This window comes from Psychrobacter sp. ASPA161_6 (genome assembly GCF_051970285.1).
In the GTDB taxonomy this organism is placed as follows: domain Bacteria; phylum Pseudomonadota; class Gammaproteobacteria; order Pseudomonadales; family Moraxellaceae; genus Psychrobacter; species Psychrobacter glaciei.
Window position 1 is genome coordinate 1,208,336 of record NZ_JBEFNJ010000001.1, and the last position, 24,034, is coordinate 1,232,369.

Sequence of the window (24,034 nt, forward strand, 5' to 3'; positions counted from 1 at the left end):
TAAAAAATGGTCGCATCGAAACTAAAAGATATGAAACTCGAAACTATAGAGAACATTTATGCAAATTAATATCAATAAAATCTCATCTCGCATTGGCAGTATTGCTGGTGCCCCATCATTATCTAAAAGCGTACAACCACGCATCCTCATGATTGGCAGCGCATTGACAGCGATGATGCTAATTGCAGGTTGCAGCCCAACGCAAGCCACGCAAAACGAATCTGCCAGTGGGCAAAAAGACATCAGCTTACTGAACGTCTCTTACGATGTGTCGCGCGATTTTTACAAAGACTATAACGCGTTATTCAGTGCGAATTATCAGAAAGAAAACCCAGACAGTAAGATCGATATCAATCAGTCACATGGTGGTTCAAGTAAGCAAGCCTTGTCGGTTGCCAATGGTTTGCAAGCCGATGTGGTGACCTTCAACCAAGAAAGCGACATGAATCTGTTGGTGGAGAAAGGCTTGGTCGCAGCCGATTGGCAACAAGCCCTACCGAATAATGCCGTTCCTTATACCAGCACTATGGTGCTACTGGTACGGAACGGCAATCCAAAAAACATTCAAGATTGGTCAGATTTGGCGCGTAATGGTATCGATGTGGTCATCCCGAATCCAAAAACCAGTGGTACCGCGCGTTATGCCTTTTTGGGCGCTTACGGCTATGGGCTGCATCAATTCAAAGAAAGTGTGGAAAATCCTACCAAAACGGATGACTTTATCAAGAAACTATTGGCAAACGTCGTTACTTACGACAATGGTGCACGAGCAGCGACGACCAGCTTTACCCAACGCGGGCTAGGTGATGTACTTATCACTACCGAAAACGAAGCGCATCTGGCGGTGAAGCAGTTCGCAAAAGGAAAAGTTGACATTGTTTATCCGAGCTACTCGATTGTTATTAAAAACCCCGTTGCCGTAGTGACCGCTGTCACCGAAAAAGGCGGTAAAACTGAGGCCGCAACCGCTTATCTCAAAGGCTTATGGGATACCCCCGCACAAGAACTCATGGCACAGATGTATATGCGTCCTAGTAATGAGCAGGTATTAGCAGCGCACAAAGACACCCTACCTGATATTGACACTTTTGAGCCAGTCGAAGTTTTCGGGTCTTGGGCACAGATCATGGACACATTCTTCGTCGATGGCGGGCGTTTCGATCAGCTGGCACGGGTAGAGTAGAGGGCAACCCTTAAGTAATTGATAACTTTATCTATATAATACAGTTATTCCATTTTGGCAATAACATACACATATTCATCATTAAACATAATAAGATGGCGCTGTTAGCATACCTGCATTACATAAAAAACAGACATCTCTGAGGTATTTATGACATACGCAGCTCGTTATCAACAAAAAAACAAAGCGCTGAGCGCTCTAAGTGTCGCTGGCGTGGCGTTGACACTTGGACTTGCTGGCTGTAGCAACAGTGAGCAGGCAGATACGACTGCCAATGCTGATGGCACAGCAGAAGGTCAGAATATCGAGCTGTTGAACGTCTCTTATGATGTGGCGCGTGATTTTTATAAAGACTACAACCCGCTGTTCGTTGAGCACTATAAAGCTGAGAACCCAAACGACACTATCCTAATTAAGCAGTCACATGGTGGCTCAAGTAAGCAAGCACTGTCAGTTGCCAATGGTTTGCAAGCGGATGTTGCGACGATGAACCAAGGCTCAGACATTGAATTGCTTGAGAAAAAAGGGTTAGTTGAGTCAGATTGGGAAAGCAAATTCCCAGATAATGCTGTGCCATTTACCAGCACCATCGTATTTTTGGTACGTAAAGACAATCCAAAAGGCATCAACGATTGGGAAGATTTGACCAAAGATGGCCTTGAGATTGTGATGGCTAATCCGAAAGTCACCGGTAACGGTCGCTATGCATTTTTAGGGGCTTATGGTTATGGTTTACACGCCTTTAATAACGAAGAAGCACCAGCGAAAAAATACGTAAAAGATATGCTTAAAAACGTGAAAGTTTATGAGAATGGCGGACGTGCAGCGACAACGACTTTCGTTCAGCGCGGTATTGGTGATGTACTCGTCACCTTTGAAAACGAAGCCAACCTTGCCGCCACTGATTTCGGTGCGGGTAAAGTTGACATCGTTTATCCTAAATACTCTATCAAATCAGAAAGCCCTGTTGCGATCGTTAAGTCGGTGACGGACAAGAAAGGCACGACTAATGCAGCAAAAGCCTATCTTGATTACTTATGGAGCGAGCCTGCTCAGCAATTGGCTGCTGACCTTTACTTACGTCCTAGCGTAAAAAGCGTTCTTGATAAAAATGGTGACAAATTACCACCGGTTGAAACTTTCCGTCCAAACGATGCGTTTGGGTCATGGGATGAAATTATGAGCACTTACTTTAGTGATGGCGGCGTATTCGATCAGTTAGCCATTAATGCCCCTCAGTAGCCAATCTGCTATGTTTTAAACGTACTGTCGTTACCAGCTCAGCAATTCTAAAGTAACGTCCAATCATATAAAGGACATGGCACCCGCGCTATGTCCTTTATACCATAAGCGTACTAATAATAAATTTGATAAAACGTGGTCTTTACGATAAGTACCATCAGATAGGCAATAGGACATTACTATGAGTGCACCACTATCTTCTGCCAACAAACCCCTGCGAAACAAAGGGTGGCTGAACCGTTTGCGTCAGCGCAATGTGCTGCCAGGGTTTGGTCTGAGCATGGGTATCACCGTCTTTAGCTTATCGTTACTGGTGGTATTGCCGTTTGCTATGATGGCTTATACCACAACGCAAATGGGCTGGACCGGCTTTTGGGAAACCATTACCCAGCCGCAAGTGACCGCTGCTATAAAATTAAGCTTGTGGATGTCGTTCTTAGCGATGCTCACTAATATGGTGTTTGGTACGTTGGTCGCTTGGGTACTGGTGCGTTATGAGTTTTGGGGCAAATCTTTAATCAATGCTTTGGTTGATTTGCCTTTTGCACTGCCAACCGCTGTCACCGGTATCTCTCTTGCCACTCTTTACGCACCTAATGGTCTGATTGGTCAATGGTTCGATAAATTCGATATTCAGGTGGCTTTTACGCCTATTGGTATTTGGCTCGCCTTAGTAGTGGTCAGCTTTCCGTTTATTGTTCGTGCGGTACAGCCCGTACTGGCCGAGCTATCGGTTGAGTTTGAAGAGGCATCTGCGGTATTAGGCGCAAATCGCTTTACCACTTTTCGTAAGGTTATTTTACCAGAGCTGTTACCCGCTTTACTTATGGGTGCAGGCATGATGTTTGCTCGTGCGACTGGCGAGTATGGCTCGGTGATTTTTATCGCTGGTAACATTCCGATGCAGTCTGAGATTTTACCGCTCATTATTATCAGTAAACTTGAGCAGTTTGATGTTCAGGGTGCCTCCGCCGTGGCGTTATTTATGCTGCTGATCTCATTTGTGATTTTATTGACCATCAACATCGTACAGTGGAAACTGTCGCGCCGTGTAGGAGCTCGCTAAGATGCAGATATCCAATAGCTACGATTATCAAAGTAATCCAGCGACTAAAGACAGCCCATGGATTAGACGTACCTTTATCACGATTGCTGTTTTATTCATGGTTATCATGTTGGTGGTGCCATTGTTTGCGGTGTTCTACGAAGCATTTAAAGGTGGCTGGCAGCTGTACATTGCCTCGTTGGTCGATCCAGAAGCCTTGCAAGCCATTAAGCTGACATTAATTACGGCTGCTATCGTGTTACCCATTAATATGGTGATGGGTATCGCGATTGCATGGTTGGTCACGCGTTATCAGTTTAAAGGTAAGCAGTTGGTCACCACTTTGCTTGATTTGCCATTCTCAGTATCCCCTGTTGTCGCAGGTCTGATGTTTGTGTTGTTATTCGGGCTGAACTCTACCATGGGTGGCTGGCTTGAGAGCATGGGTTTCCAAGTGATTTATGCCGTTCCTGGTATCATTTTGGCGACCTTATTTGTGACGTTCCCCTTTGTCGCGCGTGAGCTAATACCCTTGATGCAGACGCAGGGCGACTCTGAGGAGCAAGCAGCACTGACTTTGGGCGCAAGTGGCTGGCAGATTTTTTGGCATGTGACACTGCCTAATATCAAATGGGCGCTGCTATACGGTTTGATTTTGACCAATGCCCGCGCCATGGGTGAGTTTGGTGCGGTCAGTGTGGTGTCCGGTCATATTCGCGGTGAGACAAACACGATGCCGCTACTGGTTGAGATTGCTTACAATGATTATAATTTTACCGCGGCTTTTGCCTTATCAAGTTTACTTGCTGCGCTCGCTCTAGTGACGCTACTGATACAACAAGTCATGACCAAAGTACAAGAGCGTAAATTTGCCAAATCTGAACGGCTGGCAAGTGCCCCTGAGCTGCCAGTGAGTGCCAATGCCACCGTAGCAAAGAACGAAAATAACAGCCTGTAAATGGTTCAAGTAGCTGTTAATAGTTCGCTACTTATATTTAGCTACTAATAAAACAGTAATCGAAGACAATCTGCCACGATAAGACAAAAGATATAATAAGAGACACTATTATGAGCATCGAAATTAGGAACGTTAATAAAAGTTTTGGCAATTTTACTGCCTTAGACAATATTAATATCACTGTGCCTACTGGTAAATTGACGACCTTATTAGGCCCATCTGGTTGCGGTAAGACGACACTGTTACGTATTATTGCTGGGCTTGAATATGCGGATTCGGGGCAGATATTGTTTGATGATTTAGACGTTACCAACATGCCGGTTCAAAAACGCCATATCGGCTTTATGTTTCAGCACTATGCCTTGTTTCGCCACAAAAATATCGCTGATAATATCGCCTTTGGCTTAACGCTGTTGCCAAAGAACGAACGCCCAAGCAAAGCTGATATCAATAAGCGGGTGGCAGAGCTGCTAGAATTAGTACAGTTGCCGCAGATTGCCAATGCTTACCCACATCAATTATCTGGCGGTCAGCGCCAACGTATTGCACTGGCACGAGCACTGGCGGTAAAACCAAAGTTATTACTACTGGATGAGCCGTTTGGCGCACTTGATGCCAAGGTGCGTAAAGAGTTGCGTACCTGGCTAAAAGACATTCATCATGATCTTGGTATTACCAGTATCATGGTGACCCATGATCAAGAAGAGGCGCGCGCAATATCTGATGAGATTGTGGTGATGAATCATGGTCATGTCGAGCAGGTAGGTACTTCAGAGGAGCTGATACACCATCCAGCTAACGCTTTTGTCAGCGACTTTTTAGATTTAGTATAATCAGACTTCTTTAAGTCATATAGTCAATGCAAAGTAATATCGATACATCATGCAATGCTGATATCAATTTTTCTTGCTTGCTGTGTCTATGCAGACAGAGGCTACAAAAAATTAATATCAGCAGTATCGTAGCGTTTTTGGGATATTTTGACTATATCTCATCGCGTTTTAGCTATGTTTAAGACAACCAGTCTGTGCAGTTGCTGTCATTTGCAAATAAAAAAAGACCTAAATTATTAGGTCTTTTTTTATGGATTAAGCTATTTATAAGTGTCAACTTGAGGGGCAGAACAATGGCCAACCCAGCAGATAGTAACGCTTAATGAATAGCTTTTAATTACCTACTATCCTAATCGCTTACCATCTAATCACTTATTAGTAGTAACTACTTAATAGTAACTACGCAAGTTTTTGCATATCACCGTCTAAGTCTCCGAGTGAGGTTTGCTCATAAGTGATGTCTAAGATATCTTGGCACCAGTCAGGCAGGTCATCTGCTACTTCATACCACATCCACGTACCGTCGCGAACACAGCTTAAAATACCCAGTTTTTTCAAATGGTTTAAATGGCGAGAGATGGTTGGCTGCGGTTGATCCAATATTTCTACCAATGCGCCTACACAGCGTGCCTCTTTTTTGAATAAAATTTGGAAGATTTTTAAGCGTGTCGGATCAGATAAAACTTTAAACAATTCGATAGGTTGTATCGTAAAATTATTATCAGACATAGGGTAATCCCAAGAGAGCTTTTATTAATAGGATGTCAATATAACAGCAGTTATCAATAAAATCGATTAAAAAGTGAGCAAAATTACACTTCATCGTCAATTTAATACCGTTAAAAATGTTCGGTTACATGTTTGTGTGTATGCAGTTACATGAATTGAGCTTTTATCAAGATTCAATAGCAGTAGATTTATGACGGACAGATAGGTCAATGCTATTGCAAATGGTAATAATTATCGTTATTATAACGACCAACAAGATAAAGTATTGAACATCAAGTAACCTATATCGTCCAAAACATATCTCTTCATTTTTAAGTACCTCTTTATTTCTAAGTACCTATTTATTTTTAAGTACTTCAGCAAAGCATATAGTAACCATCGTAGGAGCAAGCACATGTACGTATGTATCTGTAACGACGTAAAAGAAAAGCAAATCAAAGCCGCTATTGCTGCTGGCATCGATACCCTTGACGGTCTAAAAGATACCCTTGATGTTGCGACGTGCTGTGGCTGCTGCGAACCTATGGTCAACGATTATCTTGATGAACACCATGCTAAATTAGATGTCCTAGCTTATGCCGTTTAACGATTGTTAGATAAGCACCGTTTACGCTTGCGCATGACAACTAATCCTACCTTCGAACAACCGCCTCTTCTATTATCGCTGTTTACCCTTTATAGCTAGATTAGCTGTTATGAAGGGTAGGGCAATTATCATGCTTATATCCCGCACTGAACTTTCTCTATATTGCTCAAATATCTATTGAGCGTCTTCAAAAAAGCTGGCTAATTATGATTCTCAATTAGCATCGTATTCTTAGTTAATAACGTTACAAGTCATACAGCGTCTATATGCTACTATATCTATCTTGATTTAGAAGATTTTTTGTTGTTTTCAATTTGACCGTGCAGGTTACTGATAATGCTATCAATACAGGTATTATTACTATTACTGTAATCTGAAAGACGAATAAATATAGGAGTGCGTGTGATGATAGGTAGCCCAAAAGTTATTGAGTATTTAAATTTTCTATTAGGTGGCGAGCTTGCAGCTCGTGACCAGTATTTCATTCACTCAGAGATGTATGCGGAATGGCATTACGGCAAATTATACGACCGTATCAATCATGAGATGCAAGATGAAACCTTACACGCACAGGCTATCATTCGCCGTATTCTAATGCTCGGCGGCACGCCAAAGATGAAAGTCAACGATATCAATGTTGGTAGCACCGTTCCTGAAATGCTACAGCTTGACCTTGATCTAGAGTATGAAGTGCAACAGCATCTAAAAGACGGTATTGCGCTGTGTGAAGAACAACTTGATTACGTCACTCGCGAGATGTTGGTTGTGCAGCTAAAAGACACTGAAGAAGATCATGCGCATTGGCTTGAGCAGCAGTTGCGTCTCATCGATATGATTGGTCTACCAAATTACCTACAAAGTCAAATGGCTGAGGTATCTCCTCATCTTGTTTAATAGCTATCGATAGCGTTACACGACATTTAATTTACTAGGTAATGATAAAGGGAGAGATATTATGAAAGGGGATAAAGACGTTATTCGTGTACTCAATAAAGTGCTTGGTCAATCACTAATCGCTATTAACCAGTATTTTTTGCACGCACGGATTGCTCGGCATTGGGGTCTCGAAGCGCTGAATGACTCGCTATACCATCAATCAATTGCTGAGATGAAATGGTCAGACGATTTAATCGAGCGTATCTTGTTACTTGATGGTTTACCGAACTTGCAAGAACTGGGTAAAGTGCTGGTGGGTGAAGATGTGCCAGAGATTATTGATTGCAATTTGCGTTTAGAAAAACAGAAATTCGACATTCTTACCGATGCGATTACTTTGTGCGAGACACATCGTGATTATGTATCTCGTCAGCTATTGGTGAAGCTCAAAGATGGCAATGAAGAATATCAAGACTGGCTAGAGACACAAGAAGACTTGATCGAAAGCATTGGTGCAGAACGCTACATCCAATCACAGATGGATGATGACAAAGCGCCTTAGTCCTTCATCGCTTAAGCCCTTCATCGATTAAAAAGCCAGTAGGCGTTTGATATCATTCAAACCTCTACTGGCTTTTTTGTGTCTGGTATTTATGAGTATGTTTATGACATCATTTGTCTTCAGCTTTTAAATGAGGACATGCCCTAATACAAACCGCGACCATCTTCAGGTTTGAGACGTAAGAAATACAGTCCTGAGAGAATCGTTAGTATTCCCAATATCCAATACGTTGTTTGAAAGGCAGCCAAGGTATCAAGCTCAAACCGCTCACGTAGTAGATTCAGTAGCGCAGCCCCAAAGGCAATACCAAAGCTAATCGCGAGCTGCTGATTAACAGCCATCAAGCTGTTACCGCTACTGGTTTGTACGCCTTCTAAATCACCGATGGTAATGGTGTTCATTGCGCTAAACTGCATAGAGTTACAAGCACCCATTACGGTCAAAATAGGGATGAACCAAAGCCACTGTGAGGCATCATTAAACTGTGCCAACATAATGATGAGCGTACCCATAAAAAACGTATTGTAGACCAATACCGTGCGATAACTATAACGCTGAATAATTTTACTCACCCAAGGCTTGATGCCAATTGCCCCAACCGCGATAGGCGCTAGTAGCCAACCTGCCTGCGACGGTGAGTATTCAAACACCACTTGTAATAGTAACGGTAGTAGAAACGGCACGGCACTAATGCCTAAGCGCGTAAATAAGTTACCCGTAATCCCAATCTTAAAGGTACGAATATCAAATAGGGTCAAGGGGAATAACGGCGCTTGACGGCGTTTGGCATGCCAGATATAAGCACCTATCAGCAGGCTTGCACCCAAACCACAGAACAATCCATAAAGCTCTCGTCCTGCCTGTGAGCCAAACTCTACTGCTAGCGTAAACCCACAAGCCGCAGCGGCAAATAATAAAAACCCTGTCCAGTCTAAATGCTTAGTATCTTCAAATAAAGCCGGTACCAGTTTTTTGCCCATAATAAAACCAAAAATACCCATCGGTATATTGATCAAAAATATCCACTGCCAGCTGGCATATTGCACGATATAACCGCCGAGTACTGGCCCTACCAAGGGTGCTACCAATGCTGGAATCACCGCAAAGTTCATCACGGTCAATAGCTTATTGCGAGGATATGACTTGACCAATATCAACCTAGCAACAGGTGTCATCATCGCACCGCCAATGCCTTGTATCACACGTGAACCAATTAAAAAGTCTAGGGTTGGTGACGCCGCGCACAGCAATGAACCAATACAGAAGATGATGATCGCGGATAAAAACACCCGACGTGTGCCATATTTGTCCGCTAAAAACCCACTGATTGGTATAAAAACAGCTAAGGTTAATGCATAGCTAATCACGGCCCATTGCATCTTAAGTGGTGACTCACCCAGTGCTTGTGCCATTTGTGGTAGCGAGGTATTCAAAATGGTGGCGTCTAAAATTTGCATGAACAGCGCCACCGCCAGCACATAGGGTAGGTATTTATTTTGTGTGGAGGTTAGCGTTACCATACTGACATCACCATATCTTAAGGCTAGGGTATTCAAAGAGCGTGCTCGTGAGCGACTACCTTTATCTCTAAAGACCGTTAAATTGTGCGTAGTATAGAAACAATGGCAAAGTAGTTAAAGGTGAGCAAAGTAACCAAAGGACTTTTTATCCTAAAAACCACTACATTAATTACACGACAGGACTTTAATAGGTTGAGAGATAGCCGTTATAGTAGAGCACACATTCAGTCAGTCTCATATAAATTGGATACATGAATTAAATAATTCGTTAGGTTTGCTCAGCCTACTGTTTATAGTGCTTTTGCCTGCTTTTTTATCCAAATTATCTTGAACGGGCTATTTTTAGTAAAATTATATTTTGTGACACAATAACAAATAGGATCTCTGATGAGTAATGACAACAATCAATCAACGACCAATAATAATGTAAAAGAAGCGACTTATACGCCACCTAAGGTATGGACACAAGATAAAGAAAGTGGCGGTAAATTTTCTAGTATCAACCGCCCAACGGCTGGCGCGCGTCATGAAAAAGAGCTGCCAGTAGGCAAGGCGCCATTACAGCTCTATTCACTAAATACGCCAAATGGTGTCAAGGTTAACATCTTATTAGAAGAGCTGGCCGAGCTTGGTGTGGAAGGCGCTGAATATGACGCCTATAAAATTGACATCTCAGAAGGCGATCAATTTGGTTCGGGCTTTGTGGCGATAAACCCTAACTCAAAGATTCCAGCCTTGGTCGATCATTCTGCCGATACCGCTGGCGAGCCTATTGCGCTTTTTGAGTCCGGTGCCATCTTAATGTACTTGGCAGAAAAATTTGGTCAGTTCATACCTGTAGCCGCTGGTAAAGCGAGAGCAGACTGTCTGTCTTGGTTGATGTGGCAAATGGGTAGTGCTCCTTTCTTAGGCGGTGGTTTTGGTCATTTCTATGCTTATGCGCCGGAGCCGATGGAGTACCCCATCAATCGCTATGCCATGGAGACCAAGCGCCAGCTCGACGTACTCGATAAACACCTAAAAGACAGCGCATACATGTGCGGCAATGACGAGGCAGATTATAATATTGCGGATATCATTATTTGGGCATGGTATGGACAATTGGTTTTGGGTAAGCTTTATGAAGCCGCTGAATTCTTACAGGTCGACGATTATAAAAATGTACAGCGCTGGGCGAAGCAAATAGCTGAGCGTCCTGCGGTAAAACGGGCAGTCGATCTGTCACTAAAACCAATGGCTTAAGTAATTAAGCATCATAGGTCTTCATTAGAAAAATAAAAATAATGAGACTGTCAAACAAGGCTGGTAAGCAATTTGCTTATCAGCCTTGTTTTTTAACATATTGATAGTGCTATCTTTATATATCGATATATTAAATTAGCAGTATACTTGTATCTTTACATAATGGTACATTAGTACAACAGATAGAAACATTGATACGTTAAGATAACAGGTCGCCGTCTTAAAGGACGTGTGTTTATAATTCTTCTATTGATGAGTCATTATTATGAAGAAGCATAAAGTTCTAAGTGCACCATTATTGTTAACTGATAACAATGCCAGTTGCTATATCAATATTCATAAAAAATTTAATGCAAAAAATGTGACTCATTCTGCAAATAAAGCTAAAACAACAACAAAAATAAGCCTATTAATGTCAAAAAATAAAATTTTATTACCCATACTGACGGCACTGACTATCACATCATTTAGCTCTATGAGCCACGCTCATGCTGCCGCCGTTGAATTTACCAGCCAAGATTGGCAGGTTGCTTGTGATAATACCCGTACTTGCCGGCTGGCAGGATACCAAGCAGAAAACAATAGCCAGTTGCCCGTCTCGGTATTGCTGGTGCGCCGTGCGGGGGCCAATGCCACCGTAGACGGTCAGGTTAAGTTTGGCGGTGCTAAAGAAAGCGCTGCGAAAGCCTTGATGCAACTGGGTAATCGCCATCGCATTTCTTTGGTTATCGACGGCAAAGACTTGGGTGAAACCAAGCCTTTCTCCGCAGCAGCAGGCAATGCGGAGCTGACCTCGTCACAGGTGACCGCACTGCTAGATGCCTTGACTAAATCAAGCAAAATCGAGCTGGTACTACGTAACTCACGTTGGCAGTTGTCTGATAAAGGGGCTAGCGCTGTCATGCTCAAGGCAGATGAGGCACAGGGCCGCCTAGGCACATCGAGTGCCTTTATCCGTAGCGATGATGCTAAAAAGCCCAATAGTAGTGTCTTGCCACCTAAGCCTGCACCATCGCTCCGTTTTGTAGCACCCAACCCTGCTGCTATATCTAGCAGCAACAAAAAATTTGTGATGAAATCCTCGCAGTTGTCAACAATGATGAAAACTACCATGCGAGATGCCGATAGTGACTGCCCAAATTTGTTCGATGAAACCTCATGGCGTGTCAGCCGTTTGAACAATACGCAGTTATTAGCACAACACGAATGCTGGGTAGGGGCTTATAATGCAGGTATAGGCGTCTGGGTGATAAATGACAATAAACCTTATAAGCCGACCTTGGTTACCACCAATGCAACCGATTACGACAAAGGTAAAATCACGTCGGTACAAAAAGGTCGCGGGATTGGTGACTGCTTATCCAAAGCCGACTGGATGTGGACAGGTAAAGCTTTTGAAAAAAGTCATGAGAGCACTACGGGGCTGTGCCGTATGGTCGAAGCAGGCGGGGCATGGCAAATGCCAACTTATGTGACAGAAGTAAAAATTCTACGCTAGAACATTCGACGTTCATTTTAGTGACCAATCATTTACTTAAAGGCTGAGGCATGTCTTGATTAAATAAATGATTGGTTATTAAGAAGATAGCGCTTATTTTGATAGTAAATGGAAAAATAGATACAGATAGTGTTTGTACTGTGCTATACTGCGTCGCCACGTTAGCATTGACTAGCGTGAATTATGAGATTGATAACATCGCCTGCGATTTTGGGTCTAGGATGACCATAAGTAATTGTTGCCGATGATTTTGTGTACTTAAATAACCTTTTAAAAAATATCAGTTATTTTTGACTCATATCTTATCTACTGGCCCATATAAATATGGTCTAGATTGGTTGTTGTTTGCCTTTATCTGCTTTGGACAAAGCATTGATAATGCGCTGATATCAGGCAAGGATAAGACACTCGGCACTACCACCAAAATACGTCAGACAGCACGAACGCATTTATTGAAGAAGTAGAGCTTTATTAGCTTGGCTTCTGATTATCGACATTTTCATATTGCTCGGTAATTTTTTAATAAAAGCAGCGTGGTGAACGGTTATCAGTGGTATGCATCAAGTTTGCTGAATTTACAGCAACTTATACTTACCAAGGATTCTCATGACTGACATCTTATCTGCAATCGCCGCTGAAAATGGCATTATCGAAGACACCACTCAAAACACAACTACTAATGAAGCAGCTTCTACTGACGCTGACGCTTCTGACGAAAATCAAGTTACTTTTACTGACCTCGGTATTGCCAAGCCAATTTTGACCGCGCTTGATCGCAGTGGTTATACAAACCCAACACCTATTCAAGCACAAGCCATTCCTTTTGCTCTAGCGGGTCGTGACCTTCTCCTATCAGCGCAAACCGGTAGTGGTAAAACGGCAGCTTTCGTTATCCCTGTACTTGATCGTTTAAGCCGCGCCACTAGCTTTGACAAACTAACCAAAGCACTTATCCTAACACCAACGCGTGAACTTGCTCAGCAAGTACATGACAGCGTTCGTACCTACTCTAAAGATATGCGCGGTTTGTTCTGTGTGCCATTAGTAGGCGGCGCACCGTACAACGGTCAGATTACTGCTTTGAAAAAAGGCGTACAAGTTATCGTTGCGACCCCTGGTCGTTTACTTGACCATATCAATGCCGGTCGCGTTGACTTGTCAAACCTAGAAGTATTGGTACTTGATGAAGCTGACCGCATGCTAGACATGGGTTTTGCTGATGACATCAGTGATATCCTACGTGCTGCACCAACGGATCGTCAAACCATCATGTGTTCAGCAACTTGGGATGGCCCAGTAGGTAAAATCGCTGCCAGCTTCACTAAGAACCCTGAGCGCGTATCAATCAAAGTAGAATCTGCACATATCGAAGAAAAAGTGTACTACTGTGATGATTTTGATCATAAAAACCGTTTGCTTGACAAAATCGTTTGCCAGCAAGACATGGAACAGATCATTATCTTTGCTGCTACCAAGCGTAGCACTGAAAAACTGGCCAAACAGCTACAAGAAGCGGGTCATAAAGCAAGCTTCCTACATGGTGATTTGCCACAAAGCAAGCGTAACCGTATCGTTCAAGACTTGCGTAATGGCAAAATTAAAATCCTAGTAGCGACGGATGTTGCCGCTCGTGGTCTAGATATCCCAGCTATCTCGCACGTTATTAACTATGACTTGCCACGTCAGACTGAAGATTACGTCCATCGTATTGGTCGTTGTGGTCGTGCCGGTCGTACTGGTATCGCTATCAGCTTATGTAGCATGGATGACCGTCCACAGCTAAACGCGATCAACCGTTATTTAGATCGCAAAATGGAAGTATGTATCATCGAAGGCATGGAGCCTAAGAAGACTTACGTACCTAGCGAAAACAAAGGCAATGGTCGTGGCCGTGGTCGTGGTCGTTCAAACGGCGGCGGCGGTAATGGTCAAGGCCGTGGTCGCTCAAGCGGTGGCTATCAAGGTAATCCTGCTAATGCTCGCGGTCGCTCAAGTGACAGTGCTTCAACCGGTCAACGCGCAAGTAATGACAGCGGTTATCAAGGTAAGCCACGTGATTCATCTGGTAAGCCAAATGAGCGTTCAGGTGGCAAGCCGTATCAAGGCAAGCGCACTGGTGCTCCTAGCCGTGGTGATAGCACTGGCGTTCCACGCGGTGAGCGTGCTGCAACGGGTCGTGGTCGTCCAAGCGGCAGCCAAGGTCGCCCAGCTGGTCGTGCTGACAGCCGTGGTCAAGGTCGTTCAAGCGGCGGTAACCGTAGTAACAACTCGTAATACCGTTATATTTAATGATTAATAAAGGTTATTAATAAAATAGTCCTTACTTAATCGGATAAAATAGCGTCAAAAAGCCAGATACTTGTTATCTGGCTTTTTTGTGCACAGTGGTTTTATATGTATCCGATTAGGGCGTGTTCTCATATCAATCCAGTATTCTCCAAATGGGCTAACAATGAGGACACGCTCTAGGACTGATGAGCTGCCAAAACGAACAAATATATCTTTGTAGTCAATCGTTGCTTGCACCTGTTTTTCGCCTTATCTATACTGATTCACTTTTGCTAGCTGTAACTCTTGGAGTACCTTGATGCCTGATATTTCTCATTTAGCCATTGATAGCTTGCCGTTAGCCTTTGGTATCATCATGGCTGTTATCGGATTGGTGTTCTATACTCAAGGTTTGCCCGGTAAGTTTTGGCAGCGCTTTTATGCGGTATTGCCGGGTATCGTACTGTGCTGCTTTATACCAGCCACACTAAACAGTTTGGGCGTATTTGCCGATGGCATTGGTTCGCAGATTTATGGTTTTACTGCTACTTATTTGCTGCCAGCAAGTTTGCTATTGATGACGCTATCAATGGATGTACCAAAGATATTGGGGTTGGGATGGAAAGCGATTGCTATGTTCTTTGCCGCCAGTATCGCCATTGTCATCAGTGGCCCGATTAGCTTAGGGATAGCCAAATGGATATCGCCTGACATGTTTACAGATGACACGCTATGGCGCGGATTTTCAGCAGTGGCGGGTAGTTGGATCGGCGGTGCCGCTAACCAAGCGGCCATGAAAGAGCTATTTGGGGTTAGCGATGATTTATTTGGCATGATGATTTTGGTCGATACGACCAATGCCTCATTGTGGTTATTGGCGATATTAATCATGGCAAAGCATAGCGATAAGATAGATCGCCTATTAAGAGCGGATACCAGCAGTATCGATAAAGTGATTAAAGCGGTTGAAAGCTACGAGCGTGATCATACGCGTCCAGCGACTTTAAATGATTTGATGGTGATGTTTGGCTTATGCTTTGCGATGGTTGGGGTGGCGCATTTCATAGGCGGTCAGATTGCAGAGTTTTTTGCACCTTATAGCTGGGCGGTACAGTATAGCTTTGCCAGCTCGTTCTTTTGGATGGTGGTGATTATCACCCTAATAGGTGTCATCTTTTCTTTTACTAAAATTCGCAGGCTTGATCATGTGGGTGCCTCAAAAATCGGTACCGTATTTATCTTTGTATTAATTGCGGCTATTGGTATGCAAATCAATTTGGCTGGTATCGTCTCGCAGTGGCGACTACTACTCATTGGTCTATTGTGGATGAGTATTCACGTTGTTATCATCTTTGCTGTTGCTAGAGTCATTCGTGCGCCATTTTTCTTTCTAGCAGTTGGCTCTAACGCAAATACTGGCGGTGCATCATCGGCACCGATTGTCGCAACGGCCTTTCATCCATCGTTAGCACCAGTTGGCGTATTTTTAGGTATTTTGGGTTATGCAGTGGGCACGTTTGGTGGTTATATCAGTACGCAGCTAATGCGATTGGTGGTGACATAACCTTATAATTTGAAAAAATGGTTATAAAAAAAGCAGCATAAGGTCGATTTATGCTGCTTTTTCTACGTCTGTCGGTTGATCCGCACCATTCATTTAAAACAGTTTTTGCCCTTCATATACCTATCCCCAATAACCATCAGGACATTTAGGCAATTCAATCAAAATACGACGCAGCTCCTCTGACCATTGATGGCGAATGCTATTAAAATATGCATCATTCTCATCAATACGTCGGCCAGTGGGCATGGTCAGGCTGTCATTGTCATATAGTATAAAATCAATTGGCATGCCCACTGACAAGTTGGATTGAATGGTTGAATCAAATGACAGCATCAACGCGCGGGCTGCATGTCTTACGTCTGTATTGTAGCTGACAGAACGATCTAGAATGGGTTTGCCATATTTGCTTTCACCCAACTGAAAAAACGGGGTGTCTTCAGTGGCTTTGATACAATTGCCTGCAGGATAAATCATGTACAGCTCAGGCGGCTGGCCTTTTATTTGACCACCCAGCATAAAAGAGCTGGTAAAGGCGCCATCGACACTAGAATTAGCAACTTTTTTTGCATGGTTCATTTTTTCACGCATGCATTCACCAACCATTTGCGCGGCATCAAATAAAGTCGGGACCGTATTGAGATTACTCTCAAGACGCTGGTCAATATCATTTTGCAGCTTGTTAAACACCGCCTGCGATGTCGCTAAGCTGCCAGCTGTCTGTAATACGATAAAGCGCTCGCCCTCAACGCCATATTGATAGAGTTTTCTAAAGGTTGAGATATGATCAACCCCAGCATTGGTACGTGTGTCGCTAGCAAAAACCATCCCTTCTTTCAGGCGAATAGCGGCACAATAAGTCATAACTGATCCTTAGTAGAATAGGCTTAAAAATAGCCTATGATAATCTCGAAACCAATACTTGACTGTAAAGGTTTTCATAACCGCCGCCCATTCTAACACCGCGGACAGGAGCTGTATCTAAATAGTCTCGACCAATGGCGACGTAGACATGAGAGCTTGGTTGAAACAGCTGATTTGAGATATCAAAGGTGTACCAGTAACCGTCCAGCCATACTTCTGCCCACGCATGACTGGCCATATGGTTTTCGGTATCGTCGTATAGATAGCCTGACACATAACGGGCTGGGATATGCTGATCCCGTAAGCAGCCTAAAAACACATGGGTGTGATCTTGGCAAACGCCAGCGCCTGTCGCAAAAGACTCAGTCGCTGTCGTACCTACATGAGTCACATCTTTCACAAACGGCATCTTCATGATAAGGGCATTGGCCATCGACTTTAGGCTGTCATGCGTGGGGTTTTTTAGATAGGGCGCTGAAAACTCACGCATCTCTTGTGAACATTTGGTCAATGGCGTTTGTACAGTAAAGAGCAGATAGGGGACATGTGCCATATCCTCTAACCGTTTGGTCTCTGTATCAATCTCGACGATACCTGACGCTTGCATCTGCAAGTTATTATGCGCCTCGTTACGGCTGAGGGTAAGCCAGTCATTGCCAAAGCCGTCCTTTTGATTGGTCGCCACTTTGGGGAGCATCACCTCCCATTTGTGAATGATTTGGTGCGGCATCTGCATTGGCGTCATGCGTATATACTGGACACTGCGCTGTGCAAGCTCGCCGTAATAATAGTTGGTTTGATGGCTGATTTGAAGTTTCATGATAGCTTCCTATTTTTCTGTTTATTTCATATGTATGGTCAATCCCATATAAATCGGATATGGCGTTAGGCTTGCTTAGTCTACTATTGGTAGTACTGTTACTCGCCTTGCTATTATCCAAATTATCTGGAATCGACTGTATCATTAGCGCCTGTAATCATCTTGCGACTAGACACCTTGACGCAAGATGATATTAAACTCTTTGCTAATCAGCTGAAAATCACTAAATTTCTTCGATCTAATCATCTGATTGGCCAGACGTGTCAGCTCACGCCAGCGCGTGTTTTCAGGCAGCTCATTGATCCAGTACTTAAACTCAAGACTGACTTCTATTGAGTCCTCTTCCAGTAGCACAGCCCGCTCTAGCTGCTCAAAATGACGCCCTAATTGCCAGAAGCAGGTCACCGTTGGATGCTCTTGTTTCATAGCTGCGTTACATGCGTGTAGCTGTAAGGTTGCAGCCCGATAAGTACCAGCACTTGAAAGCCGCTTAATCAAATTATATAACTCAGCCGTGTCTTTACCAATGACGCCTTTGGCCTCTTGCACATTGTCATCTATCGATTGAACGATGTTCGGTATGATATTTCGTTCCAGATCAGACAGCATCTGCGCTTTCATGGTCTTAAACGATTCATCCGCATCCGCGTCAAAACCTAAATGGCTGATTAAATGCTTCAGCTGTGATTTTTTGAGATCGTCTTTGACCAGTTGCTTCATGACATTATCATAGTAATACAGGCGCTCGCTGTATCGGCCTAGCCATATGAGATGACTGGCAGTGGAGAGTAGCAAGATCATTGGTGCGTCATCTAGCATCTCATAGCCTGCTTCTTTAGGCTGCACACGATCATAATAGTTGGCGTGATCTGAGTTGTTGGCATCTAAAGGCACAGGCGTGTATTTGCCAGCTTGACCATTACCGTTTGGTTTTTTGGTTTCAGATTGTAGGTGACTGTCATCGACGACCCAAGTGTCCTTAATACCGCCACCTTGTGATGAGTTGACGACTAATGAGCCCTCAACCATGGCCACACGAGTCAAGCCACCCGGTACGATATCGACTGTGCCATCGCCGTGACTGAGGATAAAGGGACGCAGATCAATGTGACGTGGCGCAATGCCATCGCTGACAGCAGTGGGGTTGGTCGATAACGAAATAGTCGGCTGGGCAATAAATCCAGCTGGGTTTTCAAGTAAGCGCAGGCGATACTCTTCGATCTCCTTTTTGGTAGAAGTCGGCCCAATAAGCATGCCGTAGCCTCCCGAACCTTGGGTTTCTTTTACGACTAGCTTGTCTAAATTATCAAGCACGTATTTGAGCTCATCAGGCTTGCGGCATTGATAGGTTTCTATATTAGGCAGAATCGGCTCTTCGTTTAGATAGAATTTAATCATGTCTGGTACAAAAGGATATAGGCTCTTATCATCAGCCACACCTGTACCTGGTGCATTTACGATAACGACATTACCAGCGCGATAGGCGCTCATTAGCCCTGAGACGCCCAATATCGAGTCAGATTGAAAAGCGAGCGGATCAATATAGGGGTCATCAATGCGTCGGTAGATCACATCGATTTGTACCTTGCCACGAATACCTTGCATATAGACTTTACTGTCCTCAACTACCAAATCATAACCATGTACGAGTGGCACATTCATCTCATGTGCTAAGAACGCATGCTCATAATAGGCACTGTTAAAGCGGCCAGGTGTCAAGATGACAACTTGTGGATCATATTTGGAGGTTGAGCTGGCAAGACAGGCTTTGAGGCGGTCGGGATAATCACTGATGCCCATAATAGAGGTGTCAGCAAACATATCAGACAATAATGTCTCTGATATTTTACGGCTCTCAAGCATATAGGAGACACCAGACGGAGTACGCAAATTGTCCTCTAATACACAGAACTTGCCAGACTCGTCACGGATCAAGTCGATACCACTGATATGCGAGTAGATGGGTTTGTCAAGCTCAATACCCATCATCCAAGGCTCATAGCAGCCGCTGGCATAGACATAGCTGGCAGGCACGATGTCGGCCTTCATGATGGCTTGGTCATGGTAGATGTCATGCAAAAAAGCATTGAGTGCGGTGATGCGCTGCTTACAACCGGCTTCTATCAGACGCCACTCGCTTGCAGCAATAATACGGGGGATAATATCAAACGGAATCATACGCTCGATGTTTTTGGCATCGCTATAGACGGTAAAGGTAACGCCCTTACGATAAAAGATATTTTCTGCTTGTTCGTTTAGATAATTGAGGGCATCCATGTTGATGTTATCAAGCCAATTACCAACGGCTTTTACCACTGGACGATACTGACCTTTAGCCGTTTGGAGCTCATCAAAGCTTGGTGCTCGTGATGGGGGAGTATCTGCTAAATTCTTGACGGGTGTATCCTCTGACTGATTCTGTGATTGGCTTTGCGATGGCTCTGAAGCGTTGTCTTTTGTACTTGTTTTAGGGGCAGCCGTGTCCTTATTTGTGTTTTGATTCTGACTTTGGTCTTGCGACTGGTCTTCTTGTGATTGATTTTGGCTCTGAGACTGAGACTGAGACTGAGATTGAGATGATTTTTTATTCATAAATACCACACGTATCCTTGGTAGAATCTAGATGATAGTGGACAGACAATAGCGTCAATTCGCCATACATAGCGCCTGTATCTTGTATGAACTATACAACGTCTACTGGGCAATATACAACAATCGTTCTATAATAAAATGGAATATATTCAATATGTTATGAATTAGAATATTACAAACAAGTGTTCTATGGTCCACTAAATAAGACAAGAAATCGTTGAACAAGGTCAATAAAACTATGAAAAAATACCATCGTTCTTTAATACTGGCAGGTATAGGATTGTCAGCGACTATCAGTGTGACTGGCTGTGGTAGCGAACCACAACAAGATCTCTTGCCCGCTGGTAGCACAGTGATAGCGCTTGGCGATTCATTGACTTATGGCTATGGCGCGAGTCCAGAAACTGCCTATCCTAAGATACTTGCAGACTTGAGCAAATGGAGAGTCATTAATGCAGGTGTCAATGGCGATACTTCTGCAGATGTGCTGGCTCGAGTGGACGAAATCACTAAGCAAAACCCTGACTTGGTACTGCTTGGCGTCGGCGGCAATGATGTGCTGCAACGCGTTCAATCTGATACGACGCGTGCCAATATTACCGAAACGATTAATCAGTTTAAATCCGCTGACATTTCAGTGGTACTGATAGCACAGCCTTATTTTAGTACCAGTGCGCTGTTCGGTAAGGCCAGTGACAACCCTATTTATGAAGACGTTGCAGATGCTGAAGATGTGCCATTATACTCTGATGGCTGGTCGACTATTCTGTCAGATGACGCATTAAAATCTGATAGAATTCATGCCAATGCGGCGGGATACAGACAGTTCGCCGAAGGGTTACATGGTTATTTAAAAGACGAAGGCTGGGTACATTAAGCCGCAAATATTAACCTTGAAAACGGTAAGTAGGGCGTATGCGTTTGGCATCTAGAATACCATAAGAAAAAAGCAGAGTGCCTAGTTAATAGACGCTCTGCTTTTTTCTTAATGACGAATCAACAATTTTTATAGTCAGGCCTTTATAGCCCTGTCATTTTATTCATCGTCACCCATGACGACTACTAAACCTTCATCAGCGGCTATTTTGCCCTCGCAAATGTTTTTATAAACCTCCAGCAAGCCATTAACCCCGTCAAGCTCTTGAATTTTTAGCCATGCATTGGTTTTCGCGGTGCTATTCATGATATAGCGCATGGAGCGTTTGTTAAATTCTTCAGGGCCCCATTCTTTCATGCATTGCTGTACATGGCTGGGCGCAAAAAACTGCTGGCTACGTTCTTGAATGATACCGTCTACATGGCGCGGTTCGTCCCAATGCGTGAGACCGACATTGCTGGTGTAGCGCATGTTATCGCCTAAGTGTCTATGTAGACGGCTAAGCACGTCAGTATTGGCTGACATATCTACAATGACCGTCGGCTTAGTCGCATCAATCTGCTCCAGCGTGTCATAGCTCAGCACACCGTCATAAGCATCGATGGAATTAACAAAATCTATATGACGGTTTGATGTGAGACCGATAACGTGCGGCGCGTCTTTATCATCAGTGAGGCCATAGGCTAGGCCGATACTGGTTTTACTAGAGGCACTGATAATCACCACTTGTTCTGCGCCAAACCAGTCATTGCGCTTTAATAAATCATGCAAGCAGAATGAGGTCAAATGTAAGACAAAAAGGAGCATCCGCTGATTATCATAGGCACGGTCATAGTTTGGTTCGTGGTTAACGCGCTGATACATATTGTAGCCGGGTGGCAGCTCGGCACGATGGGCACTACCATCGAGCAGGCTGGTTTGCGTGACTCGCTTGGGGGTAATAACCAATTCGCTGGCAGGCGGAAAGTAACCAAATAGCCGTTCACCGACGGGCAGCGCCTCACTATTTGATTCGATGACATCGGCAAAGCCCCATACAGGAATAATGCCCCATTTTTCGGGTTCATTCCCATTTGGCGGAAAAAACTGCCAATAGCGTAATTGGTCGCCCATGACTGCATAAGTAATGTTGTTGGCAGTAAAAGCAAAGCGATCAACTTTGACGCGTACTTCACCATCGCCAAGAGTGTGTATAGGCGTCTCTTGCAGGCGAGCTTGGGTTAGGTTTGCTTTGTTGGTTTGAAATTCTGTCATAGTCGCTTCCTTGATAGATATTATTGGCAGTTCTAGCATTTTTTAGGCATTAGCGGTGTTGGCGTGACGTGCTGCCGTGATTTGCATAATTTCACCCATGAGCTTGGGCATGTTTGCAGCGGCTTTTGGTCCTGCTTCTTTTAGACGTTTAAGGATAGCTAGCTCTTCAGGTGGCGTATCTTCGCTGGCACGTACCAATTTAGTGAAACCGTCTAAGCGATTGTTAATCATCCATTCACGTAGCGCAGGCTCTTTTGACCAACGCATTTGATTCTGCATTTGTTTAACGAGTCCAACTAGAAAGTCCGTATCATGATTTGGGATCGGTACCACTTGGCACAACTCGTTTTTGACAGTTTCGTCATCGTAACTGGCCTCGATGTGGGCGATGAACGCAGCACTGAATACAGGCTGGTAGGTACGTACGGTTTGTACCACCACAGTATCACCTTTGAACACATCGTACGTCTCTGTCACTGGTACTGCTCGTGCTGAGCAGTCGATATGCATTGTGTTGGGCGTGGTAGCAATGCTGTCATCACCGAAATAAATCTTGTCAGTATCTAAACGGGTCACACGACCTTTGCGCACAATGTTTTTAACACGGCGTAACTGCTTAAGCTCTTCACTACTAATGGTGGCGCCATGGAACATTTGCGGGCGTACATTTGGATCAATACGCATTAATACGCCGCCTTTTTCTAAACGATCAAAAAGGTCTTTGATATTTTCAGCATCAGCAATCGCTTCTGCCTGAGTGGCCTGTGCTCCAATAGTGTGGATGAAAAAATCACGAGAGGGCTGGGTGTTTTTACGATCGATTAGCCAAGCGTCTCTGGGCATAATCCATGTGATATGGTCTGGATCAATATGGTTCTCCAGTAGCCATAATACTGCATCTATACCTGTTTTGCCGCCACCTATAATGACATAACCATTATGTGATGTGGTTAGACTCGGCAAGTCATTTAACGGGCCAAATTTCACGCCTTCAGCAATTTCAAAGTTTGGGGTATGGGTCGCTGGTACTGAAGTTTTGAAATAAGTACCATCAATGATTTTTTTATTGACCTTAACCTCATAACTGGTATCAGACAGTAACGATGAAAACTTGCCGTCGCCTTTGTATTCACACATAGGGAAATACTTCACACGGCCACTCGGTAAAAACGTATGCTTCATGACTCTATCAAAGTACGCCATAACTTCTGCGCCTGATGCCAGCTCAGACAAGCCTTTGTTTAAACCAATCTCATCAATCATACCGCCGCAAAGCTCACGTGAGCTAACACCATAAAAAGACGATGGCTGATGTAAGGTGACAAACGAATAAGCATCGTTCCAATGACCACCGGGCTTATGATGTTTATCGACGATAATAATATTAGCATCCGTTTCTGTCAGCAAGACGTCAGCGAAGGCCATGCCCACCGCGCCACTACCAATGATTAGATAATCCGTTTCTAGCTGTTGAATACTCATAGTGTCCTTACTCTCAAGTGAAGTCTTTATCAATACAATCAA

General features: G+C 43.9%; 19 protein-coding genes and 1 pseudogene. 13 read left to right on the forward strand and 7 right to left on the reverse strand.

Annotation, left to right across the window (positions count from 1 at the left end; all coding sequences use genetic code 11):
• Positions 1-58: 58 nt before the first annotated feature.
• From ACTQ9T_RS04930 to ACTQ9T_RS04950, 5 genes are all read left to right on the forward strand, one after another.
• Positions 59-1,183, forward strand: a complete 1,125-nt coding sequence (locus tag ACTQ9T_RS04930) for a sulfate ABC transporter substrate-binding protein (RefSeq protein WP_440464244.1) — start codon at positions 59-61, stop codon at positions 1,181-1,183.
• Between the two features lie 150 nt (positions 1,184-1,333).
• The gene (locus ACTQ9T_RS04935) at positions 1,334-2,425 is read left to right on the forward strand and encodes a sulfate ABC transporter substrate-binding protein (RefSeq protein ID WP_189581936.1); all 1,092 of its coding nucleotides are present in this window, start codon (positions 1,334-1,336) and stop codon (positions 2,423-2,425) included.
• Positions 2,426-2,606: 181 nt separating this feature from the next.
• Complete coding sequence (gene cysT, locus ACTQ9T_RS04940) at positions 2,607-3,491, forward strand: sulfate ABC transporter permease subunit CysT (protein ID WP_010198024.1); 885 nt, start codon at positions 2,607-2,609, stop codon at positions 3,489-3,491.
• A gap of 1 nt (position 3,492) precedes the next feature.
• A complete protein-coding gene (cysW, locus tag ACTQ9T_RS04945) occupies positions 3,493-4,428 on the forward strand; it encodes a sulfate ABC transporter permease subunit CysW (RefSeq protein WP_440464245.1) in 936 nt (311 codons plus the stop codon).
• A gap of 110 nt (positions 4,429-4,538) precedes the next feature.
• The gene (locus ACTQ9T_RS04950) at positions 4,539-5,261 is read left to right on the forward strand and encodes a sulfate/molybdate ABC transporter ATP-binding protein (RefSeq protein ID WP_440464246.1); all 723 of its coding nucleotides are present in this window, start codon (positions 4,539-4,541) and stop codon (positions 5,259-5,261) included.
• A gap of 399 nt (positions 5,262-5,660) precedes the next feature.
• Here ACTQ9T_RS04950 and ACTQ9T_RS04955 read toward each other — a convergent pair whose 3' ends face one another.
• On the reverse strand, positions 5,661-5,990 hold the full coding sequence (locus ACTQ9T_RS04955) for an ArsR/SmtB family transcription factor (protein ID WP_189581943.1): 330 nt from the start codon (positions 5,988-5,990) through the stop codon (positions 5,661-5,663).
• A 394-nt stretch (positions 5,991-6,384) separates the two neighbouring features.
• Here ACTQ9T_RS04955 and ACTQ9T_RS04960 point away from each other — a divergent pair, with 394 nt between their 5' ends.
• The 3 genes from ACTQ9T_RS04960 to bfr (ACTQ9T_RS04970) all read left to right on the forward strand — a co-directional run bounded on the left by ACTQ9T_RS04960 (position 6,385) and on the right by bfr (ACTQ9T_RS04970) (position 8,014).
• Complete coding sequence (locus tag ACTQ9T_RS04960) at positions 6,385-6,576, forward strand: (2Fe-2S)-binding protein (RefSeq protein WP_025652034.1); 192 nt, start codon at positions 6,385-6,387, stop codon at positions 6,574-6,576.
• 405 nt (positions 6,577-6,981) lie between these two features.
• Positions 6,982-7,470: a bacterioferritin gene (gene bfr, locus ACTQ9T_RS04965; RefSeq protein ID WP_440464247.1), complete on the forward strand. Its 489-nt coding sequence runs from the start codon at positions 6,982-6,984 to the stop codon at positions 7,468-7,470.
• Positions 7,471-7,531: 61 nt separating this feature from the next.
• Entirely contained in the window at positions 7,532-8,014 is a 483-nt protein-coding gene (bfr, locus tag ACTQ9T_RS04970; RefSeq protein ID WP_440464248.1) for a bacterioferritin, read from the forward strand.
• Between the two features lie 143 nt (positions 8,015-8,157).
• Here bfr (ACTQ9T_RS04970) and ACTQ9T_RS04975 read toward each other — a convergent pair whose 3' ends face one another.
• Complete coding sequence (locus ACTQ9T_RS04975) at positions 8,158-9,534, reverse strand: DHA2 family efflux MFS transporter permease subunit (protein WP_440464249.1); 1,377 nt, start codon at positions 9,532-9,534, stop codon at positions 8,158-8,160.
• Between the two features lie 387 nt (positions 9,535-9,921).
• Here ACTQ9T_RS04975 and yghU point away from each other — a divergent pair, with 387 nt between their 5' ends.
• The 4 genes from yghU to ACTQ9T_RS04995 all read left to right on the forward strand — a co-directional run bounded on the left by yghU (position 9,922) and on the right by ACTQ9T_RS04995 (position 16,106).
• On the forward strand, positions 9,922-10,776 hold the full coding sequence (yghU, locus tag ACTQ9T_RS04980) for a glutathione-dependent disulfide-bond oxidoreductase (RefSeq protein WP_440464250.1): 855 nt from the start codon (positions 9,922-9,924) through the stop codon (positions 10,774-10,776).
• A 412-nt stretch (positions 10,777-11,188) separates the two neighbouring features.
• Complete coding sequence (locus ACTQ9T_RS04985) at positions 11,189-12,274, forward strand: DUF1176 domain-containing protein (protein WP_440464251.1); 1,086 nt, start codon at positions 11,189-11,191, stop codon at positions 12,272-12,274.
• A 606-nt stretch (positions 12,275-12,880) separates the two neighbouring features.
• Positions 12,881-14,548 (forward strand): DEAD/DEAH box helicase, encoded by a 1,668-nt coding sequence (locus ACTQ9T_RS04990; RefSeq protein WP_189581957.1) that lies wholly within the window; start codon positions 12,881-12,883, stop codon positions 14,546-14,548.
• 313 nt (positions 14,549-14,861) lie between these two features.
• Positions 14,862-16,106, forward strand: coding sequence for a DUF819 family protein (locus tag ACTQ9T_RS04995; protein WP_440464252.1), 1,245 nt, complete (start codon positions 14,862-14,864; stop codon positions 16,104-16,106).
• A 120-nt stretch (positions 16,107-16,226) separates the two neighbouring features.
• On the opposite strand, the gene ACTQ9T_RS05000 is transcribed toward ACTQ9T_RS04995, so the two are convergent.
• The 3 genes and pseudogenes from ACTQ9T_RS05000 to ACTQ9T_RS05010 form a co-directional block, all read right to left on the reverse strand.
• Entirely contained in the window at positions 16,227-16,967 is a 741-nt protein-coding gene (locus tag ACTQ9T_RS05000) for a peptidase (RefSeq protein WP_440464253.1), read from the reverse strand.
• 34 nt (positions 16,968-17,001) lie between these two features.
• On the reverse strand, positions 17,002-17,787 hold the full coding sequence (locus ACTQ9T_RS05005; RefSeq protein ID WP_189581966.1) for a transglutaminase family protein: 786 nt from the start codon (positions 17,785-17,787) through the stop codon (positions 17,002-17,004).
• A 951-nt stretch (positions 17,788-18,738) separates the two neighbouring features.
• Positions 18,739-20,379 (reverse strand): annotated as a pseudogene (locus ACTQ9T_RS05010) (circularly permuted type 2 ATP-grasp protein); the annotation flags it as partial.
• Between the two features lie 238 nt (positions 20,380-20,617).
• Between ACTQ9T_RS05010 and ACTQ9T_RS05015 the strand changes: the two are divergent.
• Positions 20,618-21,256: a GDSL-type esterase/lipase family protein gene (locus ACTQ9T_RS05015; protein WP_194618522.1), complete on the forward strand. Its 639-nt coding sequence runs from the start codon at positions 20,618-20,620 to the stop codon at positions 21,254-21,256.
• A gap of 159 nt (positions 21,257-21,415) precedes the next feature.
• Here ACTQ9T_RS05015 and ACTQ9T_RS05020 read toward each other — a convergent pair whose 3' ends face one another.
• Positions 21,416-22,510, reverse strand: a complete 1,095-nt coding sequence (locus tag ACTQ9T_RS05020) for a DUF2855 family protein (RefSeq protein ID WP_194618520.1) — start codon at positions 22,508-22,510, stop codon at positions 21,416-21,418.
• A 42-nt stretch (positions 22,511-22,552) separates the two neighbouring features.
• The gene (locus ACTQ9T_RS05025; RefSeq protein ID WP_440464254.1) at positions 22,553-23,992 is read right to left on the reverse strand and encodes an NAD(P)-binding protein; all 1,440 of its coding nucleotides are present in this window, start codon (positions 23,990-23,992) and stop codon (positions 22,553-22,555) included.
• Positions 23,993-24,034 lie beyond the last annotated feature (42 nt).

Coding starts and splice junctions, on each gene's coding strand:
- ACTQ9T_RS04930 (WP_440464244.1), top strand. CDS start 59: ATGCAAATTAATATCAATAAAATCTCATCTCGCATTGGCAGTATTGCT.
- ACTQ9T_RS04935 (WP_189581936.1), top strand. CDS start 1,334: ATGACATACGCAGCTCGTTATCAACAAAAAAACAAAGCGCTGAGCGCT.
- cysT (WP_010198024.1), top strand. CDS start 2,607: ATGAGTGCACCACTATCTTCTGCCAACAAACCCCTGCGAAACAAAGGG.
- cysW (WP_440464245.1), top strand. CDS start 3,493: ATGCAGATATCCAATAGCTACGATTATCAAAGTAATCCAGCGACTAAA.
- ACTQ9T_RS04950 (WP_440464246.1), top strand. CDS start 4,539: ATGAGCATCGAAATTAGGAACGTTAATAAAAGTTTTGGCAATTTTACT.
- ACTQ9T_RS04955 (WP_189581943.1), bottom strand. CDS start 5,990: ATGTCTGATAATAATTTTACGATACAACCTATCGAATTGTTTAAAGTT.
- ACTQ9T_RS04960 (WP_025652034.1), top strand. CDS start 6,385: ATGTACGTATGTATCTGTAACGACGTAAAAGAAAAGCAAATCAAAGCC.
- bfr (WP_440464247.1), top strand. CDS start 6,982: ATGATAGGTAGCCCAAAAGTTATTGAGTATTTAAATTTTCTATTAGGT.
- bfr (WP_440464248.1), top strand. CDS start 7,532: ATGAAAGGGGATAAAGACGTTATTCGTGTACTCAATAAAGTGCTTGGT.
- ACTQ9T_RS04975 (WP_440464249.1), bottom strand. CDS start 9,534: ATGGTAACGCTAACCTCCACACAAAATAAATACCTACCCTATGTGCTG.
- yghU (WP_440464250.1), top strand. CDS start 9,922: ATGAGTAATGACAACAATCAATCAACGACCAATAATAATGTAAAAGAA.
- ACTQ9T_RS04985 (WP_440464251.1), top strand. CDS start 11,189: ATGTCAAAAAATAAAATTTTATTACCCATACTGACGGCACTGACTATC.
- ACTQ9T_RS04990 (WP_189581957.1), top strand. CDS start 12,881: ATGACTGACATCTTATCTGCAATCGCCGCTGAAAATGGCATTATCGAA.
- ACTQ9T_RS04995 (WP_440464252.1), top strand. CDS start 14,862: ATGCCTGATATTTCTCATTTAGCCATTGATAGCTTGCCGTTAGCCTTT.
- ACTQ9T_RS05000 (WP_440464253.1), bottom strand. CDS start 16,967: ATGACTTATTGTGCCGCTATTCGCCTGAAAGAAGGGATGGTTTTTGCT.
- ACTQ9T_RS05005 (WP_189581966.1), bottom strand. CDS start 17,787: ATGAAACTTCAAATCAGCCATCAAACCAACTATTATTACGGCGAGCTT.
- ACTQ9T_RS05015 (WP_194618522.1), top strand. CDS start 20,618: ATGAAAAAATACCATCGTTCTTTAATACTGGCAGGTATAGGATTGTCA.
- ACTQ9T_RS05020 (WP_194618520.1), bottom strand. CDS start 22,510: ATGACAGAATTTCAAACCAACAAAGCAAACCTAACCCAAGCTCGCCTG.
- ACTQ9T_RS05025 (WP_440464254.1), bottom strand. CDS start 23,992: ATGAGTATTCAACAGCTAGAAACGGATTATCTAATCATTGGTAGTGGC.